General features: G+C 35.1%; 17 protein-coding genes and 1 pseudogene. 5 read left to right on the forward strand and 13 right to left on the reverse strand.

Annotation, left to right across the window (positions count from 1 at the left end):
* Positions 1–373: 373 nt before the first annotated feature.
* Positions 374–940 (reverse strand): hypothetical protein, encoded by a 567-nt coding sequence (locus tag VFM92_RS01110; RefSeq protein WP_325120350.1) that lies wholly within the window; start codon positions 938–940, stop codon positions 374–376.
* 17 nt (positions 941–957) lie between these two features.
* Positions 958–3,228: a TonB-dependent receptor gene (locus VFM92_RS01115; protein ID WP_325120351.1), complete on the reverse strand. Its 2,271-nt coding sequence runs from the start codon at positions 3,226–3,228 to the stop codon at positions 958–960.
* 167 nt (positions 3,229–3,395) lie between these two features.
* Here VFM92_RS01115 and VFM92_RS01120 point away from each other — a divergent pair, with 167 nt between their 5' ends.
* The gene (locus VFM92_RS01120; RefSeq protein ID WP_325120352.1) at positions 3,396–5,684 is read left to right on the forward strand and encodes a M1 family metallopeptidase; all 2,289 of its coding nucleotides are present in this window, start codon (positions 3,396–3,398) and stop codon (positions 5,682–5,684) included.
* Positions 5,685–5,888: 204 nt separating this feature from the next.
* Here VFM92_RS01120 and VFM92_RS01125 read toward each other — a convergent pair whose 3' ends face one another.
* Positions 5,889–6,764: a cation diffusion facilitator family transporter gene (locus VFM92_RS01125; protein WP_325120353.1), complete on the reverse strand. Its 876-nt coding sequence runs from the start codon at positions 6,762–6,764 to the stop codon at positions 5,889–5,891.
* Between the two features lie 207 nt (positions 6,765–6,971).
* Positions 6,972–8,882 (reverse strand): CocE/NonD family hydrolase, encoded by a 1,911-nt coding sequence (locus VFM92_RS01130; protein ID WP_325120354.1) that lies wholly within the window; start codon positions 8,880–8,882, stop codon positions 6,972–6,974.
* Between the two features lie 248 nt (positions 8,883–9,130).
* On the opposite strand from VFM92_RS01130, the gene VFM92_RS01135 reads away from it, so the two are divergent.
* The gene (locus tag VFM92_RS01135) at positions 9,131–10,543 is read left to right on the forward strand and encodes an aldehyde dehydrogenase family protein (protein WP_325120355.1); all 1,413 of its coding nucleotides are present in this window, start codon (positions 9,131–9,133) and stop codon (positions 10,541–10,543) included.
* Between the two features lie 109 nt (positions 10,544–10,652).
* Here VFM92_RS01135 and VFM92_RS01140 read toward each other — a convergent pair.
* Positions 10,653–12,025 (reverse strand): IS3 family transposase gene (locus VFM92_RS01140; RefSeq protein WP_414675555.1). Its coding sequence is split into 2 segments (ribosomal slippage): positions 10,653–11,539 and positions 11,539–12,025, totalling 1,374 coding nucleotides; the frame shifts between segments, so codons are not numbered across the junction.
* Between the two features lie 210 nt (positions 12,026–12,235).
* The gene (locus VFM92_RS01150) at positions 12,236–13,273 is read right to left on the reverse strand and encodes a hypothetical protein (protein ID WP_325120356.1); all 1,038 of its coding nucleotides are present in this window, start codon (positions 13,271–13,273) and stop codon (positions 12,236–12,238) included.
* Between the two features lie 427 nt (positions 13,274–13,700).
* Between VFM92_RS01150 and VFM92_RS01155 the strand changes: the two genes are divergently transcribed.
* A complete protein-coding gene (locus VFM92_RS01155; RefSeq protein ID WP_325120357.1) occupies positions 13,701–14,867 on the forward strand; it encodes an AIR synthase related protein in 1,167 nt (388 codons plus the stop codon).
* Positions 14,868–15,269: 402 nt separating this feature from the next.
* Here VFM92_RS01155 and VFM92_RS01160 read toward each other — a convergent pair whose 3' ends face one another.
* The 3 genes and pseudogenes from VFM92_RS01160 to VFM92_RS01170 all read right to left on the reverse strand — a co-directional run bounded on the left by VFM92_RS01160 (position 15,270) and on the right by VFM92_RS01170 (position 18,949).
* On the reverse strand, positions 15,270–16,478 hold the full coding sequence (locus tag VFM92_RS01160) for a DUF4932 domain-containing protein (RefSeq protein WP_325120358.1): 1,209 nt from the start codon (positions 16,476–16,478) through the stop codon (positions 15,270–15,272).
* An 11-nt stretch (positions 16,479–16,489) separates the two neighbouring features.
* A pseudogene (locus VFM92_RS01165) lies at positions 16,490–17,029 on the reverse strand (GNAT family N-acetyltransferase).
* Between the two features lie 72 nt (positions 17,030–17,101).
* Positions 17,102–18,949 carry a cystathionine beta-synthase gene (locus VFM92_RS01170; RefSeq protein WP_325120359.1) on the reverse strand — a complete coding sequence of 616 codons (1,848 nt, stop codon included), beginning with the start codon at positions 18,947–18,949 and terminating at the stop codon, positions 17,102–17,104.
* Between the two features lie 417 nt (positions 18,950–19,366).
* On the opposite strand from VFM92_RS01170, the gene VFM92_RS01175 reads away from it, so the two are divergent.
* A complete protein-coding gene (locus VFM92_RS01175; protein ID WP_325120360.1) occupies positions 19,367–20,101 on the forward strand; it encodes a phosphatase PAP2 family protein in 735 nt (244 codons plus the stop codon).
* Positions 20,102–20,453: 352 nt separating this feature from the next.
* Complete coding sequence (locus tag VFM92_RS16890; protein ID WP_414675556.1) at positions 20,454–20,567, forward strand: hypothetical protein; 114 nt, start codon at positions 20,454–20,456, stop codon at positions 20,565–20,567.
* Positions 20,568–20,725: 158 nt separating this feature from the next.
* Here the strand turns inward: VFM92_RS16890 and VFM92_RS01180 are convergent, their stop codons facing one another.
* The 4 genes from VFM92_RS01180 to VFM92_RS01195 form a co-directional block, all read right to left on the reverse strand.
* Positions 20,726–21,181, reverse strand: coding sequence for a hypothetical protein (locus tag VFM92_RS01180; RefSeq protein ID WP_325120361.1), 456 nt, complete (start codon positions 21,179–21,181; stop codon positions 20,726–20,728).
* A gap of 23 nt (positions 21,182–21,204) precedes the next feature.
* Entirely contained in the window at positions 21,205–22,695 is a 1,491-nt protein-coding gene (locus VFM92_RS01185; RefSeq protein WP_325120362.1) for a transglycosylase SLT domain-containing protein, read from the reverse strand.
* Between the two features lie 214 nt (positions 22,696–22,909).
* Positions 22,910–23,458: a DUF4199 domain-containing protein gene (locus tag VFM92_RS01190; protein WP_325120363.1), complete on the reverse strand. Its 549-nt coding sequence runs from the start codon at positions 23,456–23,458 to the stop codon at positions 22,910–22,912.
* Positions 23,459–23,497: 39 nt separating this feature from the next.
* Positions 23,498–23,965: a nuclear transport factor 2 family protein gene (locus VFM92_RS01195; protein WP_325120364.1), complete on the reverse strand. Its 468-nt coding sequence runs from the start codon at positions 23,963–23,965 to the stop codon at positions 23,498–23,500.
* Positions 23,966–24,029: the final 64 nt, after the last annotated feature.

The following is a 24,029-nucleotide window of genomic DNA, read 5'->3' on the forward strand; positions in this document are numbered from 1 at the left end:
TTTTTTAATGGGTTTCATGCATCAATATTTGCAAGGTTTCTGTCAGGAAAATACGAAAACTTGCAAAAAAATCAAAGCTTTTTATTAATTAAATAATTGATAATCAATGTATTAAATAGTTTTTAAGGGTCGACTAATTAATAGCCAGTCACAATTATTCTTTGATGAAACTATTTCTGAAGAGTATATTATTAAATTAAACAAACAATATAATAGCTATAGAGGCACTAAGAAAAACATCCACAAAACCATCCGCCAAAACAATAGACTCCGTTCCCGCCATGCTTTGCATGGTCGTTTTATTATATATGAACAAAAAAATAGCAGTAACGCTCTCGAATTACTGCTATTCTAACCTAAATTTACTTTCTTATTATTCAATCACTACATCAAAGGTAGCTTGAATATCTGTTTCCCCACCTGCATTGGTTGGGTCACCATTTTCTACACCTTCTGCTAGTTTATCTGCCTCATGTCTCAAAATTACAACTAATGAACCAGTGCTAGCCGCACCTGTGGTAAATGTTGTGGATAATCCGATCGGATAGCCATCTGTATCTGCATCATTATACCCGAATTCAATATTCAATCCATTGCTGATTTGAAAAAAGAATTGATGTTCATTTGCTTCTTCTATAACTTCAAGCGTTATGTTTTCATTTTCCACATCATTTCTTACTTCAATAGAAGCAGTGTATGCTGTGTTTGCAGCTAACGTTCCATTAGTGTAAACTGGGGCCATTGGTCCATCTCCATCTTCATCATAAACAGAGAATACAACTTCATCTCCACCATTAACTGGTGTAAACGTCATTTCTAAGGTGGTAATCAATTCTTCTTCATTTTCTGCTTCGGGTTCTGCAGTGTCACATTGTGAAAATAGTAATACGGCTACTAACAGTAGCATACTTTTAAGGGCACTCATGGTTAGGGTTTTCATTGTTGATTTATTTAAAGTTAAAAGATGTAATTTATTCGTAATTCAAAATTTCGGCCAGTTTCGGCTGCATAAAATCTTAATCTATTGAGGTAGTCAGTATAGTTGGTGTTGAGTACATTGTAAATACTGAAACCAATATTGAGCTGTGCATTTTCCAGTTTTTTCGTGGTATCCAGTGAAAAATTGGTTATAAAATAGCCTTCCGGAACGGGAACTGTTTCTCGTTCATAAGCTTCTGTTTCTGTAATAGGGGCTCTGTGCTGTTCAAAAACTTTTAGACCGCTCAGACTAAAATCTAACTCTTCAAAACCCCATTTATCGGAAATTCTCCAGTTTAATGTGTTTTCCCAGCGGTCAGCTGGCATAAAGATTAACGGTAATTCATTTGAAATATCATTTCCTCTTATAATTGAAGCTTTGCTGTTTAAGGTGAAATGATGGAAAAACTCATAGCTTCCGATGATATCTGTTCCCATTATATCTGCTAAAGTTTGTTGGTAGCGATAAACAGGGAAAGCTCCTCGTATAGTTAATCGTGGTTCACCTGGTTGCAAATAGATATAATTTTGTATTCTGCTGGCATAAGCATCAACTTTCAATCTTAACTTTTCATTGGGGTTAAATTGTACACTATGCAACCACTTTAAAGAAGTTTCCGGTAAAAGCTGATCATCTCCTTCTTCAATTGCAGCAACGCTATGATGTAAACCCTGACTGTACAGTTCATTTATGCTAGGAGGTCTTTGACTCCAACTGATATTAGATTTGTAATTCAAATTATCGCTGAAATTGTAATTACCACCTAAAATTCCTGCAAACATATTATACTGGTGTTTGGGGTTGATGAGTTCGTCATCTGCATTAAATTTCATAACATCAATTGCAATGGCATCAAACCTCAAACCAGCTTCCAGACTCCAATTATCTTCGGCCCATGCTTCATTCAAAAAAGCCCCTGCTTGGAAGCTTGAATAATTTGGAATTAAAGGTGTTGTGCCTGTTCCTGGTACATTTTTATTGTTTTGATATTCATAATCTAGTCCAATTTCGCCACTTAAATGAGTCCAAATGGGTTCGTGGTGAAACAGCAATTTGGCAACATGACTATCGAGTTGCAAATCCACGGAAGCTTGCTCACTTCTTCCGCCTCTTCTGATATCAAACTCTTTTCGTGCATTTTGCTGATAAGCATAGATAAAATCGAAATCTCCGTAATCTGACCTGTCCAAATGGACTTTTGCTTTCAGGAGCTGATGCACAACCTGCTGCTTAGGATTATTAATCTCATAAGAAAAATTCTCTGTAAAAAAAGGAGGTCGTTTATCCAGAGCTTCAAAGAAATTGTCTACATTTCCGATATGAGCACCTCTCAAAATGCCAATTTCTGTGGAAAACCTGCTGTAGAAAAGGTCGGCTTGCAGATCATCTTTTAGATAATTAGTGGCTACTGAAAAGTTTAATTCCTCGCTGCCAGTGTTGGTCAAATTATAATTTGCGGTTTGGTGATCTCCCGATTTCTTAGCAGATGACTGAACACGCCAGTTAATAGATTCTTCCTCATTTAATATAAAACTTCCTGATAACATAGCGGAACCAATTCCTCCTCTACCATTTGTAAAACCTACTAAGTCTAAACTACCATGCAAAGCAGAGTCTGGCAATAAAGGCTCGGGCTCTAACAATAGTGCCCCGCCTAATGCTCTAGGCCCATATTTTATGGATGCGGCTCCTTTTACAATAGTTATTCGCGAGGCTACAAAAGGATCAATTTCTGGTGCATGGTCAACTCCCCACTGCTGTCCCATTTGGGCAACTTCATTATTTACAACTTGAATTCTACTTCCGTAAAGCCCTTGAATCATCGGTTTATTAATTCCAGGGCCTGTTTTAATATTATAAACCCCAGGTAAAGTGCTCACAGATTCGGAAAGCGATTTTCCTTTCAATTTCCGTAAATCCCGAATGGAGAGTATGTTTTCCACATTGCTTAGCAAAACTTCTTCTCTTTTATGCGAATGCACGCTTACCGCAGAAAGCACATTGTCTTTTGCCTTGAGGTAAAAGTTCTTCTCAAGCTTTTTAATTTCTGCATTGATAAATACGCTGCTCGATTGATATTCTACTTGACTAACCACCACTTCATATTTTCCATGACAAGGAATATTGATAGAGAAATAACCGTTTTCATCAGTTTGAACCCCATTTTCAAGTGCTGGTAAATAAACACTAGCAAAAGAAACGGGCTGATGTTCTTCCTCCGACAGCACCTGACCTGAGAACGATACCATACAATCCTCTTGGGCGACCATACTGTTTGATGCCAATATAAAGCAGCTAATAAATATTATTTTTCCTAAACGCAACATTGTTGCAAATATAGAAAAGTTGCGTTAATAAAAAGACCCTTTAAAAAATTCTTTTCTCCTTTAGTGTAATTTTAAAATCCGAAAAATGGATGCCAAGCTATTTTTTAGTAGTATTGAGAGATATTTTAGCTACTAATATGACTACTATGAAGAAATTATTGATCATGATTCTTATCGCAGCTCCATTTTTATCAATGGCGCAAGAGCAAGAATACAAAGAGCGCTTTGAGCAATTAGGCAGTATGTTGCCAACGCCAAATACTTATAGAACAGCATCCGGAGCTCCAGGAGAAAATTACTGGCAGCAAAAAGCGGATTATTCTATCAAAGTAAAATTGGATGAGTCATCAAACAAAATAACAGGTTCGGAAACCATAACGTATTACAATCAGTCTCCACATCCCTTAAATTATTTATGGTTACAACTTGATCAAAATATGAGAGCAGAGGGGTCTGATACAGAATTAGTAAGTACTAATTCCTTTTTCAATGACACTATTCCTGGTAAATATTTAGAGCAATATATTGCCAATGGCGGGAGTTCTTACGATTTCCCGGGTGGATTCAATATCGAATCTGTAAAAAATGATAAAGGTGAGGGGATGGATTATTTGGTTCAGAAAACGATGATGAAAATTCGTTTGCCACACCCGTTGACTCCTGGAGAGAGTATTTCTTTTTCCATTGACTGGAATTATTTTGTAAATGACAGAATGCAAGGTGGAGGAAGAAGTGGTTACGAATACTTTGAGAAAGATGGGAATGCACTTTATACCATCGCGCAGTTTTTCCCTAGAATGGCGGTTTATAATGATGTGGAAGGATGGCAAAATAAGCAATTCTTAGGTTCTGGTGAGTTTGCATTAACTTTTGGTGACTATGATGTTGAAATCACAGTTCCAGATGATTTTATTGTAGGTGCTACTGGCATGGTACAAAACGCAAAAGAGGTTTTGACAAAAGAACAAGCAAGAAGATATGAAAAAGCGTTAAAATCTACCAAACAAACTATTATTGTAACGGAGAAAGAAGCCATAGAGAATGAAAAAGAGAAGTCCAATAAGTATGAAACTTGGAAATTTAAGGCTGAAAATGTAAGAGATTTTGGTTTTGCAGCTTCAAGAAAATTCATCTGGGATGGGCAAATGGTGCAATTAGAATCTACACAGCCTTTTGCACAATCTTTCTATCCTAAAGAAGGAAATCCATTGTGGGAAAAAGAATCTACTAAAGCTATCAAAAACACGTTAGAATTGTATTCTGAAAGAACCTTTGATTATCCTTATCCGCAAGCAACCTCAGTTCATGCAGCTTCAATCGGTATGGAGTATCCTATGATTTGCTTCAACTTTGGCAGACCAGATGAAAACGGAGAGTATTCAGTGAGAACTCAGCTAGGAATGACCTATGTAATTGTGCATGAAATTGGTCATAATTATTTTCCAATGATTGTAAATTCTGATGAGCGCCAATGGGCTTGGATGGACGAAGGCTTGAATTCTTTCTTAGAGTCAAATGTGATGTGGAAATATTATCCTGATTTACCTTATACCGATAATTCCCCTCAAGCAATTACTGGTTATATGAAAAGCAGCAAAGATGCTCAAAGACCAATCATGACTAATCCTGAGCAAGTGTTGAGGTTAGGGCCAAATGCTTATGCAAAACCTGCAGCGGCATTAAATTTATTAAGAAATACTATCATGGGTCCAGAGCTTTTTGATGAGTCATTTAAAGCTTATGCACAAAGATGGAAATTCAAACACCCAACTCCAGCAGATTTTTTCAGAACTATGGAAGATGCCTCTGCAGTAGATTTAGATTGGTTCTGGAGAGGTTGGTTCTACACTACTGACCATGTAGATATCAGTGTCGATGAAGTAAAGTATTTTAGAATTGCGCAAGATGAATCTGATATGGAGAAAAATACCAAAGCTCCTGAAGGAGATTTAGGGGAAACTGAAGAAAGAGAAATGAATACCGATTTCAGTGACGGTCCTGAATATATTTCAATTACTGAAACTCCAAGCTTTTGGTATGGAGAATATCGTTCTACTGTAGATGATGAAGCCATAAAAGCAAGATATATCGATAAGCATTTTTATGAAGTTACTTTAAGTAATAAAGGCGGATTGGTTTCCCCTCTTTTATTTACAATAGAATATAAAGATGGAGAGACAGAGCAAAAATATATTCCAGCTGAAATATGGAGAAAAAATGAAGGGAGAACACGTAAAATGTTAATCCTGGATAAGGAAGTCTCAAAAATCGTTTTGGATCCTGATGGAGCAACTGCAGATACGAATCTATCCAATAATGTTTTCCCAAAAGAGGAAGCAAAAACTAAATTGGATGAATTTAAAGAAAAAGGAAAGTAACAGTTAAAATTCATTATCCACTCTATGATTTGACTCATAGGGTGGATAATTTCTAATGCCATCCTGTAAAATTACCAAAGGCCCAAGCTTCCACTTGAACCAGTGCGTTTTAAAAGGAAAAAGATTTTAATATTCCTTTCAAACGATTTCTCTTTTGAGTTTTGGTTGAAAACCTTCAATATTCAATAAAAACACAAAAATTTTTTACTGAATCAGCTTCTTATTTTCCTCTAATCCATGTTCGAATTGTAGGGTGATGTGACCAATAGAAAAGTTGGTATGCAATAAATCCTGAATTTTCTTTTGAATTGCATGCGTGCGGCTTACATGCAAATCATCTCTTAAGTCAACATGTGCTTCTAAGTGAATGGTGTATTCATCCAATTGCCAAACATGGATATGATGAATGTTTTTAACTTCCTCCAACTGTTCTACTTCTTTTACCAATCGCTGAATATCAATGCCTTCTGGCACAAACTGAAGTAGAATTTTTGTGGATCCCCACAGTAATTGCCAGGAAGTAGCTATTAAATAAAAGCCAATCAAAATGGACAATACACCATCTACCCAGGTTACACCATAATATTTCATAGCTAATCCACCACCTAGTACCGCAACTGAGAATAAAGTATCGGAAAGCAGATGCAAAAAGGCAGATTTCATATTCATGCTATCTTTTGCATCTTTTGCTAAAAACCAAACGCTCAAACCATTGGCCACTATCGCCACAGCAGCAAGCCATATCACAATATCATTATTAATTTCTAATGTCTGAGTGATTTGCAACCTTTCAATACTTGCAATAATGATATAAACGGCAACTGCAATAATCGCTGCTGAATTAATAAAAGCAGCTAAAACTTCAGCTCTTTTGTATCCAAAGGATTTGCTATAGGTAGCTTCTTTCTTTGCTAAAATAATGGCTATTAAACTTATAAAAAGAGCAGCTACATCACTAAAATTGTGCATAGCGTCTGAAATCAGAGCCATGGAATTACCTACAATTCCACCAACGACTTGAGAAACCGTGATAATGATGTTGAGTAATATGACCCACCTAAGCCTGCTTTCTTTCTTCATAGAAATCAAAAATAGGAAATCGCTTTTTGAAGTACTAACACCAGATTGATTTTAAATCCAATAGTTGATAATTTTGCAATAAAAAAAGCCACTTGATTTGCTGTCAAGTGGCTTATGAATAATGTATGTAATTATTAATTGATTTTGATAATTAATGTTAGCGTCCCAGCAAAACGGGGCAGGCTATGCCAGAAAATCAAAATCAGTTTACTTATCTAACTCTAATTGTAAGGACTGTGGTGTAGTTTGTAACTCACCAATCTCAATTTTAGAATCACCTTTTACGGTAATCGTAGCTTTAATGAAATCCTCTTTATCAGCTTTGTAAATATTGTCTACATATTTCTGCGGATTTCTATCAATATAAGGAAACCAAGTACTTTGGATTTGAACCATTACTTTGTGTCCCTTTTTGAAGGTATGTAAAATATCTTGCAATGTGATTTCTACTTCATCTTCTTCATTAGGAATAAATGGCTTTGGATCTGCAAAACTATCTCTGAATCTTCCTCTGAATACTTCGGCTCTTACTAGTTGCTGATAATTTCCCATCACAATATTATCTGGGTTATGCTCATAGCTTTCATGGTCAGGTGGGTAAACATCTATGATTTTCACTATGAAATCTGCATCAGTAGAAGAAATGGCTACCTTTAATTTTGCGACAATTTCACCTGCCAACGTCAAGTTATCTTCTAATACATCTGATTCCCAAACCAAGACATCGGGTCTGCGTGAAGCATGACGCTGATCATCGGTCATATATGCGCGAGGAGTAAAAGTTACACTTTCCGTAAATGAAGTATATGGAACAGGATTTGCAGGGTCAGATACATAACTAAATTCGTCATCATTACTACCTTCTTCATTGATTAAAAGTTTTCCGTTTTGAGCAAAGCCTAAGGTAGTTTTTGGAATTTGTGGAGGCCATACATCGAATTTTTGCCACTCTTTCAAGCCAGTATCAAACATATAAGCTTCTGGTAGATTTGGCTTTCCTTTTCCATCTCTTAAAAAATGATTGAAGAATGGTCGTTCAATTTCCTTTTGATAGAAAGTGGAAATACTGTCGCCAAAGTAGATATGATTCACCACCTGAATCCCTCTTTCTCTTGCCCAATCTCCATGGCTCCAAGGTCCAAAAACGATCGTATTATATGTCTCTGGACTAGTTTTTTCAATTGTTTTGTAAATATTCAACGGACCGTACAAATCTTCCGCATCATACCATCCTCCTACAGTCATCACGGCATTATCTATATCATCCAAATGCGGAATAATGCTTCTTTTCTGCCAGAACTCATCATAATTTGGATGTTCAACGGTTTGTTCCCAGAACTCATTGTCGAAATGAATCTTTTCCGTTATATTTTTCAAAGGACCCATATCCAAATGATAATCATACCCATCTACGGCATTTGCTGTTCTCATTCTGGTTAAAGCCTCACTATACCATGATTCTGTTGTCGGCTCGTCTGTTTGGTAGCCAAAAACAGGATAAGCAGCTGTATAACTTTGTAAATAAGCACCATTATGATGGAAATCATCAAAGAAAAAATCTCCGATTGGTGCCTGGGGAGAGCTGGCTTTTAAAGCTGGGTGTGCATCAGGTAAAGCAGCTGCGGTATAGAAACCAGGGTAACTAATTCCCCACTGACCAACATTTCCATTTGTTTTACCCTTTAAATGTTTTAATAACCATTCTATGGTGTCAAAAGTATCTGAACTTTCATCAGTTTCTTTTTTATGTTTGTTACCGGGAATGTTTGGAGTCATATTGGTGAACTCTCCTTCCGACATCCATCTTCCTCTTACATCTTGATAAACAAAAATGAACTTGTCTTCCATTAGATACTTTGAAGGTCCTAAAGAACGCTTATAAGCATCTGCTCCGTATGGCGCAATGCTATAGCAAGTTCTCTGCATCATAATCGGGTGTTTGCCTTTCTCTTTTGGAGTGTAAATAGCAGTATATAATCGCGTTCCATCTCGCATAGGAATATAAACTTCCTCCTTGTCGTAATGCTCCTTTACATAACTGCTTTCTTCTTCTTGCGCCCAAAGAGAAGGACTCAGTAGCAAACAAAAGCTAAATAGTAGTATGATATGTTTTTTCATGTTGAATAAATTTATTTTAAAAAGATAAGTTAGTAAATAACTTATTGTGATAGATATTTTAAAGTCGAAATTTTATGGGTGGTCTCAGTTTTTACGCAGGTAGTCAAAAAAAGTAAGGTGAAATGCTAAACTTAATATTAGCCATTTTGGATTCCTTTTCAACCTTAATTCTCTAAATTGTGTTATTGTTCAGGAACGTTACTATTACTTAATTTAACAGAAAATAATTACACCTCTATACTCTACTAATGGCAAATACATCAACAATTGAAAATTCTTCGCTAGAAATACAAAGCAGAATTTTTAAAGCGCAAAAAGATTTTTTCAATAGTCAGCAAACGAAATCTTATGATTTCAGAAAAGCGCAATTATTGAATCTTAAGAAGATGATAAAGGCCAATGAAGAAGCCATTATGGATGCTTTGGCAAAAGATTTTGGCAAGCCACCTTTCGAAAGTTATGTCACTGAAATTGGCTTTTTGTATGATGAAATCAACTATACATCAAAGCACCTTAGTAAATGGATGCGACCCAAAAAGGTGGGAACTTCTCTTCTTCATTTTCCTTCTAAAAGCAAGATTTTATATCAGCCTAAAGGGGTAACGCTTATTATTGGGCCATGGAATTACCCCTTTCAGCTACTACTTGCACCAGCCGTAGCTGCGATTGCGGCAGGGAATACCTGCATGATTAAGCCTCCAGAAGAAACGCCTCATATTTCAAATTTGATAGCTGAACTTATTCCCCAATATTTTGAAGAAAATTTTCTGGCCGTGATAATGGGAGAAGGAAGAAAAGTAGTACCACAGTTGATGGAGAACAACCGTTTCGACCATGTATTTTTCACAGGCAGCGTTCCAGTGGGTCGAATTATTGCCCAAATGGCTGCACCAAAGTTAGTGCCTGTTACTTTAGAATTAGGAGGAAAATCTCCCGCTATAATTGATGAAAAAGCCAATTTAAAAATTGCAGCCAGACGAATAGCCTTTGGGAAATTAATTAATGCGGGACAGACCTGCGTTGCTCCAGATTATCTTCTCGTGCACCAAAAAATAAAAGCTGAATTTTTGGATGAGCTAAAAGCATGCATCATGGAGTTTTATGGTATTTCACCTACTGAAAGTAAAGACCTCGCCAGTATTGTCAATCAAAAGCGATACGATACTTTAAAATCATATTTGAAAGAAGGGAATATTATTTTCGGTGGTGCTTTTGATGATGATAACAGAAAAATTGAACCTACTCTGGTAGAAGATATTTCAGAAAAAGATCAACTATTTCAAGAGGAAATCTTCGGTCCTATTTTACCCATATTTACTTATTCGGAAAATGAAGAAGCAATAGAGTTTATCCAAAAAAAACCTGATCCACTGGCATTTTATATTTTCACATCAAATACAAAAACGGAAGAATATTTTACGGAGCGCATCAGGTTTGGTGGAGGAGCTGTGAACAATACCATTGTTCATTTAGCCAATCCTGAATTGCCTTTTGGCGGAATAGGAAATAGTGGAAGTGGTAATTACCACGGTAAGTCAGGCTTCATGGCTTTCTCACACGAAAAATCAATCCTGAAATCGGGTACCTGGTTCGATTTAAGGAAAAAATATCCGCCCTTTGACCAGGCGAGTATGAAGATGATTAAGTTTTTGATGAAATGATTGCTGTGCAAAATGAGGGGTCATTTTAAGGAGTGAGACTTTTAATTTTTAGACACAAAAAAACCACCCAGTCTCTGATCTGCCCCCAAAAAGTTGGACGGATTAAAAATTAATTTATTTGTGAATGAGTTCTGTATTTCACAGGACTCATTCCTTTTAGTTTACTTTTTATTCGATAATTGTTGTAATAGTCGATATAGGCTGTCACTTCCTTGAGAAAGTGTTCCAATGAATTAAATTTCTGTAAATATAATAGCTCAGATTTTAATACTCCAAAGAAGTTTTCTATTACTGCATTATCTAAGCAGTTTCCTTTTCGTGACATACTTTGCTGGATCCCTTTCTTTTTTAGTCGATTCCTATAATTAGGATGTTGATAATGCCAGCCCTGATCCGAATGCAGGATCAAAGTACATTGATCATCAAGCTTTTCCAAAGCCTTGTCTAGCATCTTTATAACCAAATCAAGAGTTGGTCTATGGGTCATATTGTAAGCTATTATTTCACCATTATACAAGTCTATAATAGGTGAAAGGTAACATTTCTTTCCAAAAAGGGAGAACTCGGTTACATCTGTAGCCCACTTCTGATTAGGTTTACTAGTTTTAAAATCTCTCTCTAAAATATTGGGGGCTATCCTTCCCACTTCACCTTTATAAGAGCGATATTTTTTCATCCTTACTTTGCATTTCAAGCCAATATCGCCCATTAATCTGTAGACTGTCTTATGGTTTAATGGAATACCTCTGTTGTAGAGCTCAAGAGTGATACGCCTATATCCGTATCGTCCTTTGTGCTGATGAAAAATAGAAAAAATTACTTCTTTTTCACTTGAATATTTATCGTTTGCCCTTAGTCGTTTTAGGTGATAATAAAACGAACTTCTTGCCATTCCTGCCACCTTCAATAGTACTGAAAGCGAGTGTCCTGGCCTTAAATCATGAATGGCTATAGCCTTAAATCGTTGTCTGGCTATTTTTGATGTTGAATTAAGGCTTGTAACTTTTTTAGGTAATCGTTTTCAGCACGAAGCAACTCATTCTCTTTAAGCAATTTCTCTTCTTTGCTAAGAGAGATCTTATTTGAGACCTTTTCTTTGCTATTAGCCTTTAAAGGTCTTCCTCTGCCTTTTTTCATACATAATGTCTTGACACCGCCCGCTTCATATTCACGTTTCCAATTTGAAAGCACTGAAGGCGAAATTAGATACTTCACTGATAATTGATGTAAAGATACCCCTTTTGAATACATCTCCTGTAATATACCTAATTTAAAGGATCCTGAATAGCGCATGCTGTTTTTGAATGACAAACCAGCTCTGCCATGAACTTTATAACTTTTCACCCATAAAGAAATTAATCTGTGACTGGTGTTATACGCTCTGGCAACTGATTGACAGGTGTTCAACCCTTCTTCTAAAACTGATCTAACAATCTGTTCTTTTTGATCAATACTGAATTTGTTCCTTTTTCTCTTTTTCATAAAAAACCCCAAAGGTTATGTCTAACTTTTGGGGTTCACTTCAATCTCTCGGGCTTTTTTATGGAAAACTAAATCAGTATGTGCACCACTAAAAAAAGGATGAGCTAAGTATTTCAGCTCACCCTTTAAAATTAATAATAAATTTCAGCCTAAGGATATTGTTTGCAAATGCTTACTGTGACTCAAATCCATAAGGCCATTGTCATAATTCTACTTTGTGGTTACTGAACCAATAGGCATTAGGATAACCTCCATTTCAGCGATATGTATCCCCTCATTTCCAAAAGGATTTTGAATATCAACCCCTTGCGCACCTTTTAGCAGGTTATATTTATCTCCCACTATTGCAGTCCCATAACCTAAATCTCTCATAGAACCAGCTGTAATTCTACTTAATGGGTTTTCGCCAAAATTCAAAAATCCAGTCATCAGTTCATTATTTAACACGGATTCTCTCCAATGACTAAATGCAGTGCCAGGCCCGCCTATATTTTCAATAGGCAATTCTCCATCACCACCTTCAGCATTCCAATGTACATTGGCTCCTACACCTGTAAAATAAGGATTTACACCCCCTTGACGTAGAGTTCTGTTAAAGTTCCAGAGAGTACCAACGCCCAATACATGACCCATCTCATGCACAATCACTTCCTCAAACAAATCAATTTGTTCTAAAAAATCGAGGTCGTCCACATCAAAAAACATTATGCCAGTTAAGGTCAAATTATCTGATGTTCTTACAAATCGAGGTCCTGCTTGACCAAGAATGCCTCCAGGACCATCAATTGGGGCTAATGCTACTTCAATTACAATATCATCAATAGTACCATCAATAGCAGGTGGAAATCCTGTAAAAGCAGAAGGAATCGTTCCAGTAAAAGATGGTACATCTTTGATTATGATTCTTTCCCATCGGGCTACGGCAGCCTCAAAGACTTCTTCTTGCCTTTCAGTAACCGGGACTACATATTTTAAACTGATATTATAGCGCCCTCCATCAAAACCGGGAGCTTCGGTAGTTCTTAGTGAATTAGAGGATTCTCCTGTGATTTCGATCCATTTATTAGGTGCGGGAACCAGCTCTAAAACTTGATTTTGGTTTAAGGGTTCATTAGCAATTTTATCATATTCCATCTCATCGGTGCATGATGTAAATAGGAATGGACTGATTAAGATACTTAAAGCCAATGGCAATACCTGATTTAAGGAGCCTTGCAGCGGTCGGATAGTTTGAATGATTTTTTTCATGGTTCTTTTAGTTTATTGAAAAATAGGTTAATAAAATTGACTTTTTTAGTCAAAAATTACATTTACAATATAGAGAAAAATATTTATTATCTTATTCTTAGATTAGTATTTTATTGTTTTAAAGAATTTAAAAGTATTTATAAAATTATAATATATTCCTTTTCCAAAAAAACATACATTACGAAATAATATCTAACCTATGCATACACAAGTTAATATCAATTATGTTGTGACAATATAGATACAACAATGCCTGACTTTAAAACAAGTCAATCTTAGGCTTCAAATAGGAGCTTGGAAGTTAATTTCCAGCCTTTTTTTGTTTTATTCGTTATATATGACATTACGTAAGGGTCCATTCATAAAATCATGCTTTGAATTAGTTTACTTTCGCCAATCCCCGTATTTTTGTATAAAATAAAGAATCATGTCCGATAGATATAACCAACGCGGAGTTTCTGCCTCCAAAGAAGATGTTCACAATGCCATCAAAAACCTGGACAAAGGTCTTTTCCCTCAGGCATTCTGTAAAATTGTACCTGATCATTTAACAGGTGATGAAGAATATTGCACCATCATGCACGCAGATGGGGCTGGAACAAAATCTTCATTGGCTTATATGTATTGGAAAGAAACTGGCGATATTTCCGTATGGAAAGGTATTGCTCAAGACGCGATTATCATGAATATTGATGATTTGCTCTGTGTGGGCTGCACTGATAAAATATTGCTTTCTTCCACTATCGGCAGAAACAAAAATTTAATTCCAGGTGAAGTAATCTCTGCTATTATTAATGGCACAGAGGAAGTTTTGCAAATGCTAAGAGATAATGACATAAACATTATTAGCACTGGTGGTGAAACTGCTGATGTGGGAGATTTGGTTAGAACTATCATTGTAGACAGCACTGTGACGGCTCGCATGAAAAGAGCGGATGTGATTTCAAATGACAACATAAAAGCCGGACAGGTAATAGTAGGTTTGGCTTCTTACGGACAAGCCACTTACGAAACTGAATATAATGGAGGCATGGGCAGCAACGGATTAACCTCTGCGCGACATGATGTATTCAGTAAAGAATTGATGGCGAAATATCCTGAAAGTTTTGACCCTGCCGTTCCAAGTACTTTAATTTATACAGGTTCCAGAAAATTGACAGAAAAAGTTGATGGGGTTGATTTAAATGCAGGAAAACTAGTTTTATCCCCAACTCGAACTTATGCGCCAGTGATTAAAAAAGTATTGGAAGAAATGCCTGGAAAAGTAGCTGGTATGGTGCATTGCAGTGGCGGTGCGCAAACAAAAGTGCTACATTTCGTAGAAAAACTTCATATTACTAAAGATAATTTATTTCCAACTCCTCCTCTGTTCAAAATGATTCAGAAAGAATCTAGAACAGATTGGAAGGAAATGTACAAAGTCTTTAATATGGGCCACAGAATGGAGCTTTATGTTAATGAAAAGGATGCGCAAAAGATTATTGATATTTCTAAATCATTCAATATTGATGCCCAGATTATCGGAAAAGTAGAAGCTTCAGAAGAGAAGCAGGTAACTATCAGGAGTGAGCATGGGGAGTTTGTTTATAATTAAAAAACTACTCACTATTTTTTAATCAAAATTGAAAACTCAAAATATACCAATATTCCGATCACAATTATTTCACCTAAAAAGTACATTATCCCCAAAGTGGTTAGCTGATTAAAAAATAATATTAAGAGCGTTGTTGTAGTAACACAATACAACAAATTGGCCGTTGCAATTGCGATCAGAAATGGCTTCCAGCCACTTTTTAGCAATAAAAAACAACTTAAAGAGTAGGTACAAAATACCAGAGCAACTAAGGCTAATGAAATTAAAATTTCTAATGCCATTCCAACGTACTCCTGAAAATTAGTCAGCACTATTCCAACAAGGAAAGCTGTGAGCAATGCGCCCAAACCATCGATTAGAAATATTTTTCGATTAATTAATCTATGGCTCACATTTTTCTACTTAAAGCTTAGACTCCTTTTTCATCCAGTCAAAAATTGGAGCATAAAGCTCTTCTATGTTAGGTTTACCCATGCTGATATACAGCCTGATTAATTCTTTGTTGAATTCTCTGAATCGAATAAATTTTCTTCTGTCAGTAATAAAATCTGTTTCACGTTTAATGATTGAATCAATATTTTCTTTACTGTATGTTTCCAATGCGTATAGATTAAAAACACCCCAGGTCATGTATTCATTAAATGTGCTGTATTTTGACTGATACGACCCTCCATTTTGACCGTTCCACTTTTTATAATCGCTCATAGCATCATCCAACTCCTTCAAATATTGGTCCGTAACCGGATTTACATAATTATGATCTATTTCCGTAAAAACAACTCTTGAAGAACGGCTCGAGGCAATTTCAAAATCCTGAGGAGTCATACCATCAATATTTTCTCTGGGTGCGCTCACAAACATAAATGTTTGACTCATGCTTCTATCCGCATTTTTAAGGCTGGTTGTACTGTGGAATCCGAATGTCAAGGGCGAAAAAACAATGCGATATGATTGGTACTTTGATGTAAACTTACTTTCTAGCCACGTTTGCATTCCTTTAAAATCGCAGAGCTCCGCATAATTTTCAATTAATTTAGTATAATAACCCCTATGCTTTTTATAGAACGCTTTGAAGTTTGATTTTTTAGCAAAGTCTTCGATTAAATCAGCATTTGAGGATGGAAAGAACACAAAAAAGCTAAGAAACGACCTCGTTGCCGGATTTATATTGAAAAGGTCTTTATCAATCAGCTCATTATATTCATCAAGGTCGTAATTTAATGAAAGCATCCTTATGGCATGTTGGTTATTTCCATAGGGATTCTTTTCAAAAGCAGCATTTAACTTCAGTACCAATTCATGATTTTCAAACTCTTGGAAATGGTTTCTAAAATCTTGATAGTAGCTACTACTACTTTTAAGTAAATTATCATCATTTTGGAAAGTTTCCGTCAGACTGCTCGCAATTTGCATGAGCTCATAAACCTCAGGAACTTCCACCACAATTTTATCCTTGTATTCGTCACTGATATTCACAGTGGGATAAAAGGTATTCATTACCTTTGTTTCGACATATTTTGGGTTTACCAGATAGGTAAAACCGACAATAGCCAATATGGATAAAAGCCCTAAAAACAGCCAGCCAATGAATCTTACTAATTTCCTTTTCACATCAATTAATTTTAACCTATATGACTTATTTCATTTAAATATTGCTTCATCATAATATCAGTTTGTAGGTCATCTCCCAACTTAAAAGTATGTTTTCCAAAAGCTGTGAATCCAACTTTTTCATAAAACTGAATGGCCTTAGGATTTTCTTCCCATACGCCCAACCAAATATAATCTAAGCCTTTCTGCCTGGCGATTTCTATAGTCTATAAATAAAGTGCTTTACCTATTTTCTTACCTTGATATTCCTCTCGTACATAGATTCGCTGTATTTCAATAGACTTTTCATCTTTTATATCCGTTTGCGCCTGACCAAAATTTATTTTAAGGTAACCAATTATTTCATCTTCAAGAAGTGCAAAATAAAATGCTGAATTCGGGTCATTCAATTCTGAGATTAATTTCTTGAATTCAAATTCCTCTTTCAAATACTGCTGCATATCCTCTTCCGTATTTCCAGCGGCATAAGTTTGTAGAAAAGTCTCTATACTGATTTTTTGTAGGTGACTAATATCTTTCGACAGCACCTTTTTGACTATTAGACTACGCATTTTTTAATGATTAGCAATAACAGGAAAGACATATGCGTTAAAAGCACTCTAATTAAAGAACTTACGGATTAATTATCTTATTTGCTTTACGAACTGTGAAAAAACTTTTTTATGAAGTTCTAAATCCAGATGCGGAGAAACTGATACACGCGCAATATAATCCTTATCGGCTTCTTTGGTGGTTCCTTGAGTAGAGGTTGCAGGAATTGTCCAATAGCATCCTTTTAACTGCCCGTAACTCACGCAGTATTTACTTTCATTAGGGATTTCACCGATCATCATATCAATCAGCTTTTGATTTAACGCTCTTTTGTAGGCTTCTCTTTCTTCATCATTATTTCCTTTGGAAGGAAGATCTAATGAAAATACAGATGGCGTAAAATCATTTTCTGCCAACTCTTCTGAAACGAAATTGATTTTTGCCTTTGGTAAGGTTTCTTTAATGTGATTTACAAACTCTCGCGTGTTTTTATACGCATCTTTAATTCGTTGATTCATAGAAGGAATTTGCTGTGCTAGTATTTCAACTTGAAGACTTGTGGCCTCGTTATCGCAAAGCATCAAATGCTTTTCAATTTTTCCCAATAGAGCTTCCGCTTTTACATTTGTTACACAGTAGCCAGCAGTACATTTCCCTCCACTTGGAAATTTCGATCCACTGACATACGAAATGGTTCGAATATCAGAGAGAATGCCATCGTTCGCCAAAAATTGGACATTAGGACAAAATGTTTGATCCAAAATAAAGACAGGATCAATAGCAGCTTCACCAGTTGGCGTTTTGCGTGACTTGCTTAAAACTGCTCTTAGTTTTTCTAAATCTGGAACTTCAACTCTTGGATTAGTTGGGATTTCAGCAATAATATAAGGCACAGCACCTTCCTGAGCCACCTGATTTAAAACAATATCAGTACTTTGGACCATATCATTATCACCATCCACAGGTAAATCCACTATATCAACATTATCAAGACAGGCTGCAACTCGTCTTGCCTGGTCGTTTGTTCCACCATAGCAATTGGGAGGAACAATTATTTTAATAGCTTTCCCTTTATGTTTTTCAAGTGCATCGTCAATTAGCCCCATCATAATCGCATATTGAACAGACAGGCCGGACGAACCTAAGAGGGCTTCTGTATTAGTACCCGTAACTTTCTTTATTGAATCTACAACACTGGCTTTGTTGCTTTCATAAACCTTTTTATCATACCCTGTAGGAGACTTTCCAATTAGTTGTTTTAAAGCTGAAAAAGAATCATCAGGCGTCATTGCAATGCTTTCTCTTCTTCTTACATGCTGAATTTCTGAAATATAATCTTTATTTTTTTCACCATTCACCAATAATATACTTCCTAAACGAGCATGTAGACTAATGAAAAAGTCAATATTTGGATTTAAATCAACTTCACCAATTTCATCTTGTTCTGAAATAAAAATGGTGCTGCCGTCAAATTTTGGAACATCCTCTACATTCTTAACCTTTTTTAAGTCAAAATTATAACCATAAACACGCCTGCTGGCTTCAACATCAAAAAAATCAGGTAAATCATTAATATATATTATCTCAGTTTTTTTGTGCTCGAATAAATTTTTCCTGAGAACAGCTAAAATAGGCATTGTTCGGGATGAAAAACTGATAACACTTTCTGGTTTGAGATTATGGAGTTGAGCAATTGCCCATTCTAGTATGGAGGATAATGGATGTCCTAATCGGATATAATCAAAAGCTGTGGGTAATTGACTAAGTGCTGATATTGAAGAATTATTGTCATTAAATAAATGCTCGAACTGCTCTAAGAATTCAGTTTTAGCCAACTTTTCGTTATAAATATCTAACCGATGAGTGGTGAGTTTCAACCAATCAGTTGGCATGTTTTTCACTACATCTTCTATATAATTTAGCACTTTTTTGTCTTCCATAATCCCGATTTTTAAATAGGTTGGCAATATAAATTAATTAGATTTATTATATAATTGCAAGTTAGGTTTTGTTGGATAGACTTTGACGAATCTTATAAAACAATGTTTACTTTATAATAATTTTATCAAATTGAGTTATTGACTATAATAACTGTTGGCTTAGAAATTCCTTTCCCAAACAACTTTTAAAGAAAATTTCGTTATTTGAGCTAGACTTCAGTTAAGTACATTCACTTATTTTTAAAGAGTAGGGAATGTCCTATATTATATTTTGTTTAGATTCGGCTGAATATAGGAAGAACATAAAAGATGATTTAATTTCCAGACAACAGTGATTAAAGCGAGCCTAGCCACCAATGCAATCAAATCTTAGAAATCAATAATGAACTTACTGATTAGTTTTATCTAAATAACAATATGAAATATATCTTTTTACTCATTTTCTCCATAAATATCTTCAGTCTTGAGGCTCAGCGCTTTATTGACCATAATTCAGATTCTCTAAAAACAAAGAATACCTTTTTAAAAAGCTCGATTGTGCCCTTGTCGATGATTACGGTAGGAATTATTGCAAACAATAGTCAGTTTGAAAAAGATTTGAGAGATGATATAAGAGCAAAAGTGGGAAATGATTTTCAATTTAGAATTGATGATTATTTTCAATTCGCACCTATTGTAGAAATGTACTTTGCTGATGCGCTAAATATCAAAGCTAAAAACCACTGGTTTGACCAGACTAAATACTTACTCATTTCAAATCTTATTACATCCGTTATCACAAAAGGATTAAAAAGAGCCACCTTAAAAACAAGACCAGATTTTTCCTCTAACCTTTCATTTCCTTCAGGGCATACCTCATTTTCATTTACTAATGCGAGTGTTTTAATGCATGAATTCAAAGACAGTGCCCCCGTTTTAGCTTATAGCGGCTTTTTCTTTTCCACTACCACGGGTGCTTTCAGAATGATAAATAATCGGCACTGGATATCGGATGTTTTAGTAGGGGCAGGTATAGGCATACTAGTTACTGAACTGGTTTACTATTTAGAACCTCTTAAGAATTTTAACCCTTTTAAGAAGAATGATAATATCAATTTTTTACCTATGATAGACCAGAACAGTAAAGGATTTTATTTTTCTTATACTTTCTGAGTACTATATAACATAATTAAATTATCCAAACTGAGAGCAATTAATAAAAATTCTTCACGTTTCTGGTCACAATAAATGTCAACTCTCCAATATGATATAGCCTCTGACAACTCGGTACTTAAGGCTTGGAAAAAGGAGTATTTTATTTGTGGTTTTATATTTCATTCCAATTGAGGGGTCAGTACTCCTCAAGGAGCATAAAGAATCTTTTTTTCTTCAACAGCAAAATGACCTAGAGAATGAAAAGGAAATTGTTATAATATGCCGTGGCTGAAAACTTTTTTAAGACTATCAAATATGAATGGTTAAACTGTGTTATAAGTCTTAGGCTTTAAATCAATAATTCGCATCAATTCATGACTATATCAATTGGTACCATACTAAAAGAATACATTCCGCACTGGGTTATATTTCCCTCCTAGAAATGAAAATCAAAATAAGAGGAAATTTAAACAAAGCGACCTAATTATTTTGGCCCCAAATTTTGCAGGTATTCTAATTTATCATACCCAAATTCTATGTAGCTAACCTTTGACCAGTAAAACTTTATTTTGACCGCATCTTCTATTATGTCAGGACGACTTTTAGCAGTAAATACCATACTAATTTTCCAAAAATATAAAACTACAGCTCAATATCTTCCAAGCCAAGTTCTTTGGTCAAAAATTCAATCACATCATTTTCTTCTTCAGAAACACCATCTGAAGCACTGGCGAAAAGATACATCGTTTCCACCACAAATTCTTTTGATGTATCGTTTTCGTTAAAATAATCTTTCAGAGCAGCTAAAAATTTATCCTGCCATTTATCCAGATTTTTAACCAAATGGCGAAATTCTGCCTTGTAAATAAGCATAAGATTCTCTTCTTTTTCGTCTCCTAAATCTTCTGAAGCAAATTCATCTCCTAATATTTTGGCCAGACGCTTAACAGTTATCCATTCTTCCTGATCGACTATTCCATCACTCATGACTACTCGTAAAGCAGGAAAAAGATTAACAATATATACAAACTGCTCCTTATTTAATTTAATAAAGCGGTCTTGAGTATATTCTTTATACAGTTGATCTATTTTTGACATTTTTTTTGAATGGAATTCATATTTTAAATAATTGGAGCTTTAGAATCATCATCAATTTTTGGAGGGTTTAATAACACCACATATTGTTGATACCTTTCCAATATTTCTTTTACATAATTTACTGGTTCTTCACCCCTACAATAACCGTATTTCACTACCGGATCTGTATAATATTTTCTCCTCGACTTTAATAAAAGGTATTTTTCGACATTATCATCCCATTTTGAAGGATCTCCACCATATTTTTTGGTTAACCGAATAGCATCTTGCATGTGACCAATACCAACATTATAAGCAGCCAAAACAAATCTCTGTCTTTCAACGCTATCTTTAACATGTTTTTTAAAAGCTTTTTGGAGCCACTTAATATAATCACCTCCCGCTTTTAAACTTTGATAAGGGTCAAATAAATTACTTGTCCCAAATTCACGAGCTGTGGGTTCCATCATTTGCATTAAACCTTTAGCACCAGCCCAGGATTCCGCTTTGGGATCAAATTTACTTTCTTGATAAATTAATGCCGCTAATAATTTCCAATCCCAGCCTATATCGGCAGCAGTAGCCTTTATTTCTTCATCATAGGGTGAAAGCTTATCACCACCTACAGAAGAAAATTCCGAAAACGAACGATTTACAGAACGTTTAAGGTTTTTAAAATACTTGTTATAAATTACGTAGTAATCTGTTTCTTTCTGTCTTTTCTCAATCCAGTTATTAATTTTATTTTCTAAAGTGTCCGCATTAGACCTTAGTGCCCAAGCTATTTTTTGGGAAAAACTTATTGGTGTTTTAACATCTATATTTGGGTAATAAGTAGCATTCAGCAACGCAACATCTTCATCAGAAACAGTATATTCTATTTCACCCTCTGCTACCATTTTTATTAAAGTTTCCACTTCTAGACTACTGCTATCTTCTATTATGATGATATCGCCCCCTATTTCATCTGAAAGATTTGCTAAACGCGTGGCAAAAGATGAACTTTTTCGAACATGCACTTCTTTTCCACTTAATTGAATAGGATCTCTGATGAGTTCATTTTCTATTTCATGGATTTTCATTTGTCTCCAGTTTTCAGGCTTTCTCTGCACCAATACTTGTCGAGCAAAATATAGTGGATTAGTAAAATCTACGAACTGCTTTCTATCTTTCGTAACTGTTAAATTGAATGCAGCGATATCTGCTTCACCTCTATTTACTTTCTCCAACGCATTTGAAATGCTATTATCTTTTATTATTTTTAATTCAACTCCTAAGTCATCCGTTAGCCAAGTAAGCATTTCATATTCATAGCCCATTGGTTGACCTTTATAAATAAAGTAACTTGTCGCACTATTATCCACCACAGCAATTAAATAACCTCTTTCTTGAATTTTAGCAAAATCAAAATCTACTGGTTCTATCGCATAAGATAAATCTCGCGATTTAGTATCAGTTTTTGGTGAACAGGCTAATAAAAAACTAAGCGCTGTAAAAAAAATGATATAAAAAGACTTTTGGAATAATGTCATCATATCTTATTTTAAGAAGGTTAATATAGCCAATAAAAATTTTAGTGAATCAATAAAAAGTACTTTTTCGACTGAACTATCATTTCATTGGATAACATACACCTCCCCTTCTAAATACTGAAAAAATGAGAAAGGGTTTATTTACTCATTTTCCTTATAATGAAAAAAGCCATTCAATTGGCATTGAATGGCTTTTAATCCTACTAATTTTTAGTAATCAAAACTCTTCTTCTTTGTTTTTCTTTTTATTAATAGCACCAATAATTAATGCCCCTATTACAGCTCCTATTAAGGAAAACAAAAAGCCCTTCGCCTGCCCAGCTAAAGTATAACTGTCTTTAATTCCTTTAGCAGTTTCGTCCATAATATCGGATGTTCCTCCTCCAAGTGCTTCCATGGTTTGCATAATATTGGTCATTTGAGCTTCCACCAAAATAGGCACTATTTCAGGGTCAATTACATTATAAAGCAAATAGTTAAATACCGCTACTATAAAGCTAGCTATTGCCAAAACAACGAAAGCATGTGTGAATGCTTTACCAAATGACATATAACCACCTAACTTTGAACGATAATCTCTACCTGAATAAATCAAAATAAACAAATAAACCACAAAAGTGACAATCCCTATGACCGTTGCTTGTTTAGCAATCAATGTAATATCAATTAAGTAGATAGTCAACATAATTATAATCGCTATTAATCCTAAAATAGCACCCCACTTTATTGCATGCTGACTGATGTTTTCTTGTTCTTCGTTTTCCATATTTTTAATAGTTTAGGTTATGGTTTAATAATTGAATAATCACTTTTCGCAATTTTCTGTTTTTCTTGAATCAATAATATAAATTATTTTCCACTTATTATCAATTTTGATGAATTGAAAAGAATTTACACCGCAATGGCTAAATTTATCACCTAAATAAAATTCATAATCCATCCAGGCTGTTGCTATTGCTCCATCGGATTGGATCCTAAAATTGTTGACTTGCTCATTCCAAATTTCCCCATTATTAGTTGCCACTGCATTAAGCCAACCTTGAGCTCCATTTAATGGGCTGACTTTATTTCCATTTTTATCAACCTTTAAGCTTTGCATCTTTACAGAAGGGTGCATGTACGGAGCCATTTTAGTGGTATCGGATTCACGCATACCATCAAAAATAGTATGGATAATTTGAGCTATTTTGAGAGAATCTGACTCGTAATCTTGCGAGCTTGCGGAAAACGAAATAGATAAAACAAAAATAAATATTAATAAGATTTTTTTCATGACAGTGAATTCGAATGAAAAATCAGAAAAACATCAGATGAATACAATAGTATTTACACAAATG

The sequence above is a fragment of the Marivirga sp. genome, assembly GCF_035704835.1.
In the GTDB taxonomy this organism is placed as follows: domain Bacteria; phylum Bacteroidota; class Bacteroidia; order Cytophagales; family Cyclobacteriaceae; genus Marivirga.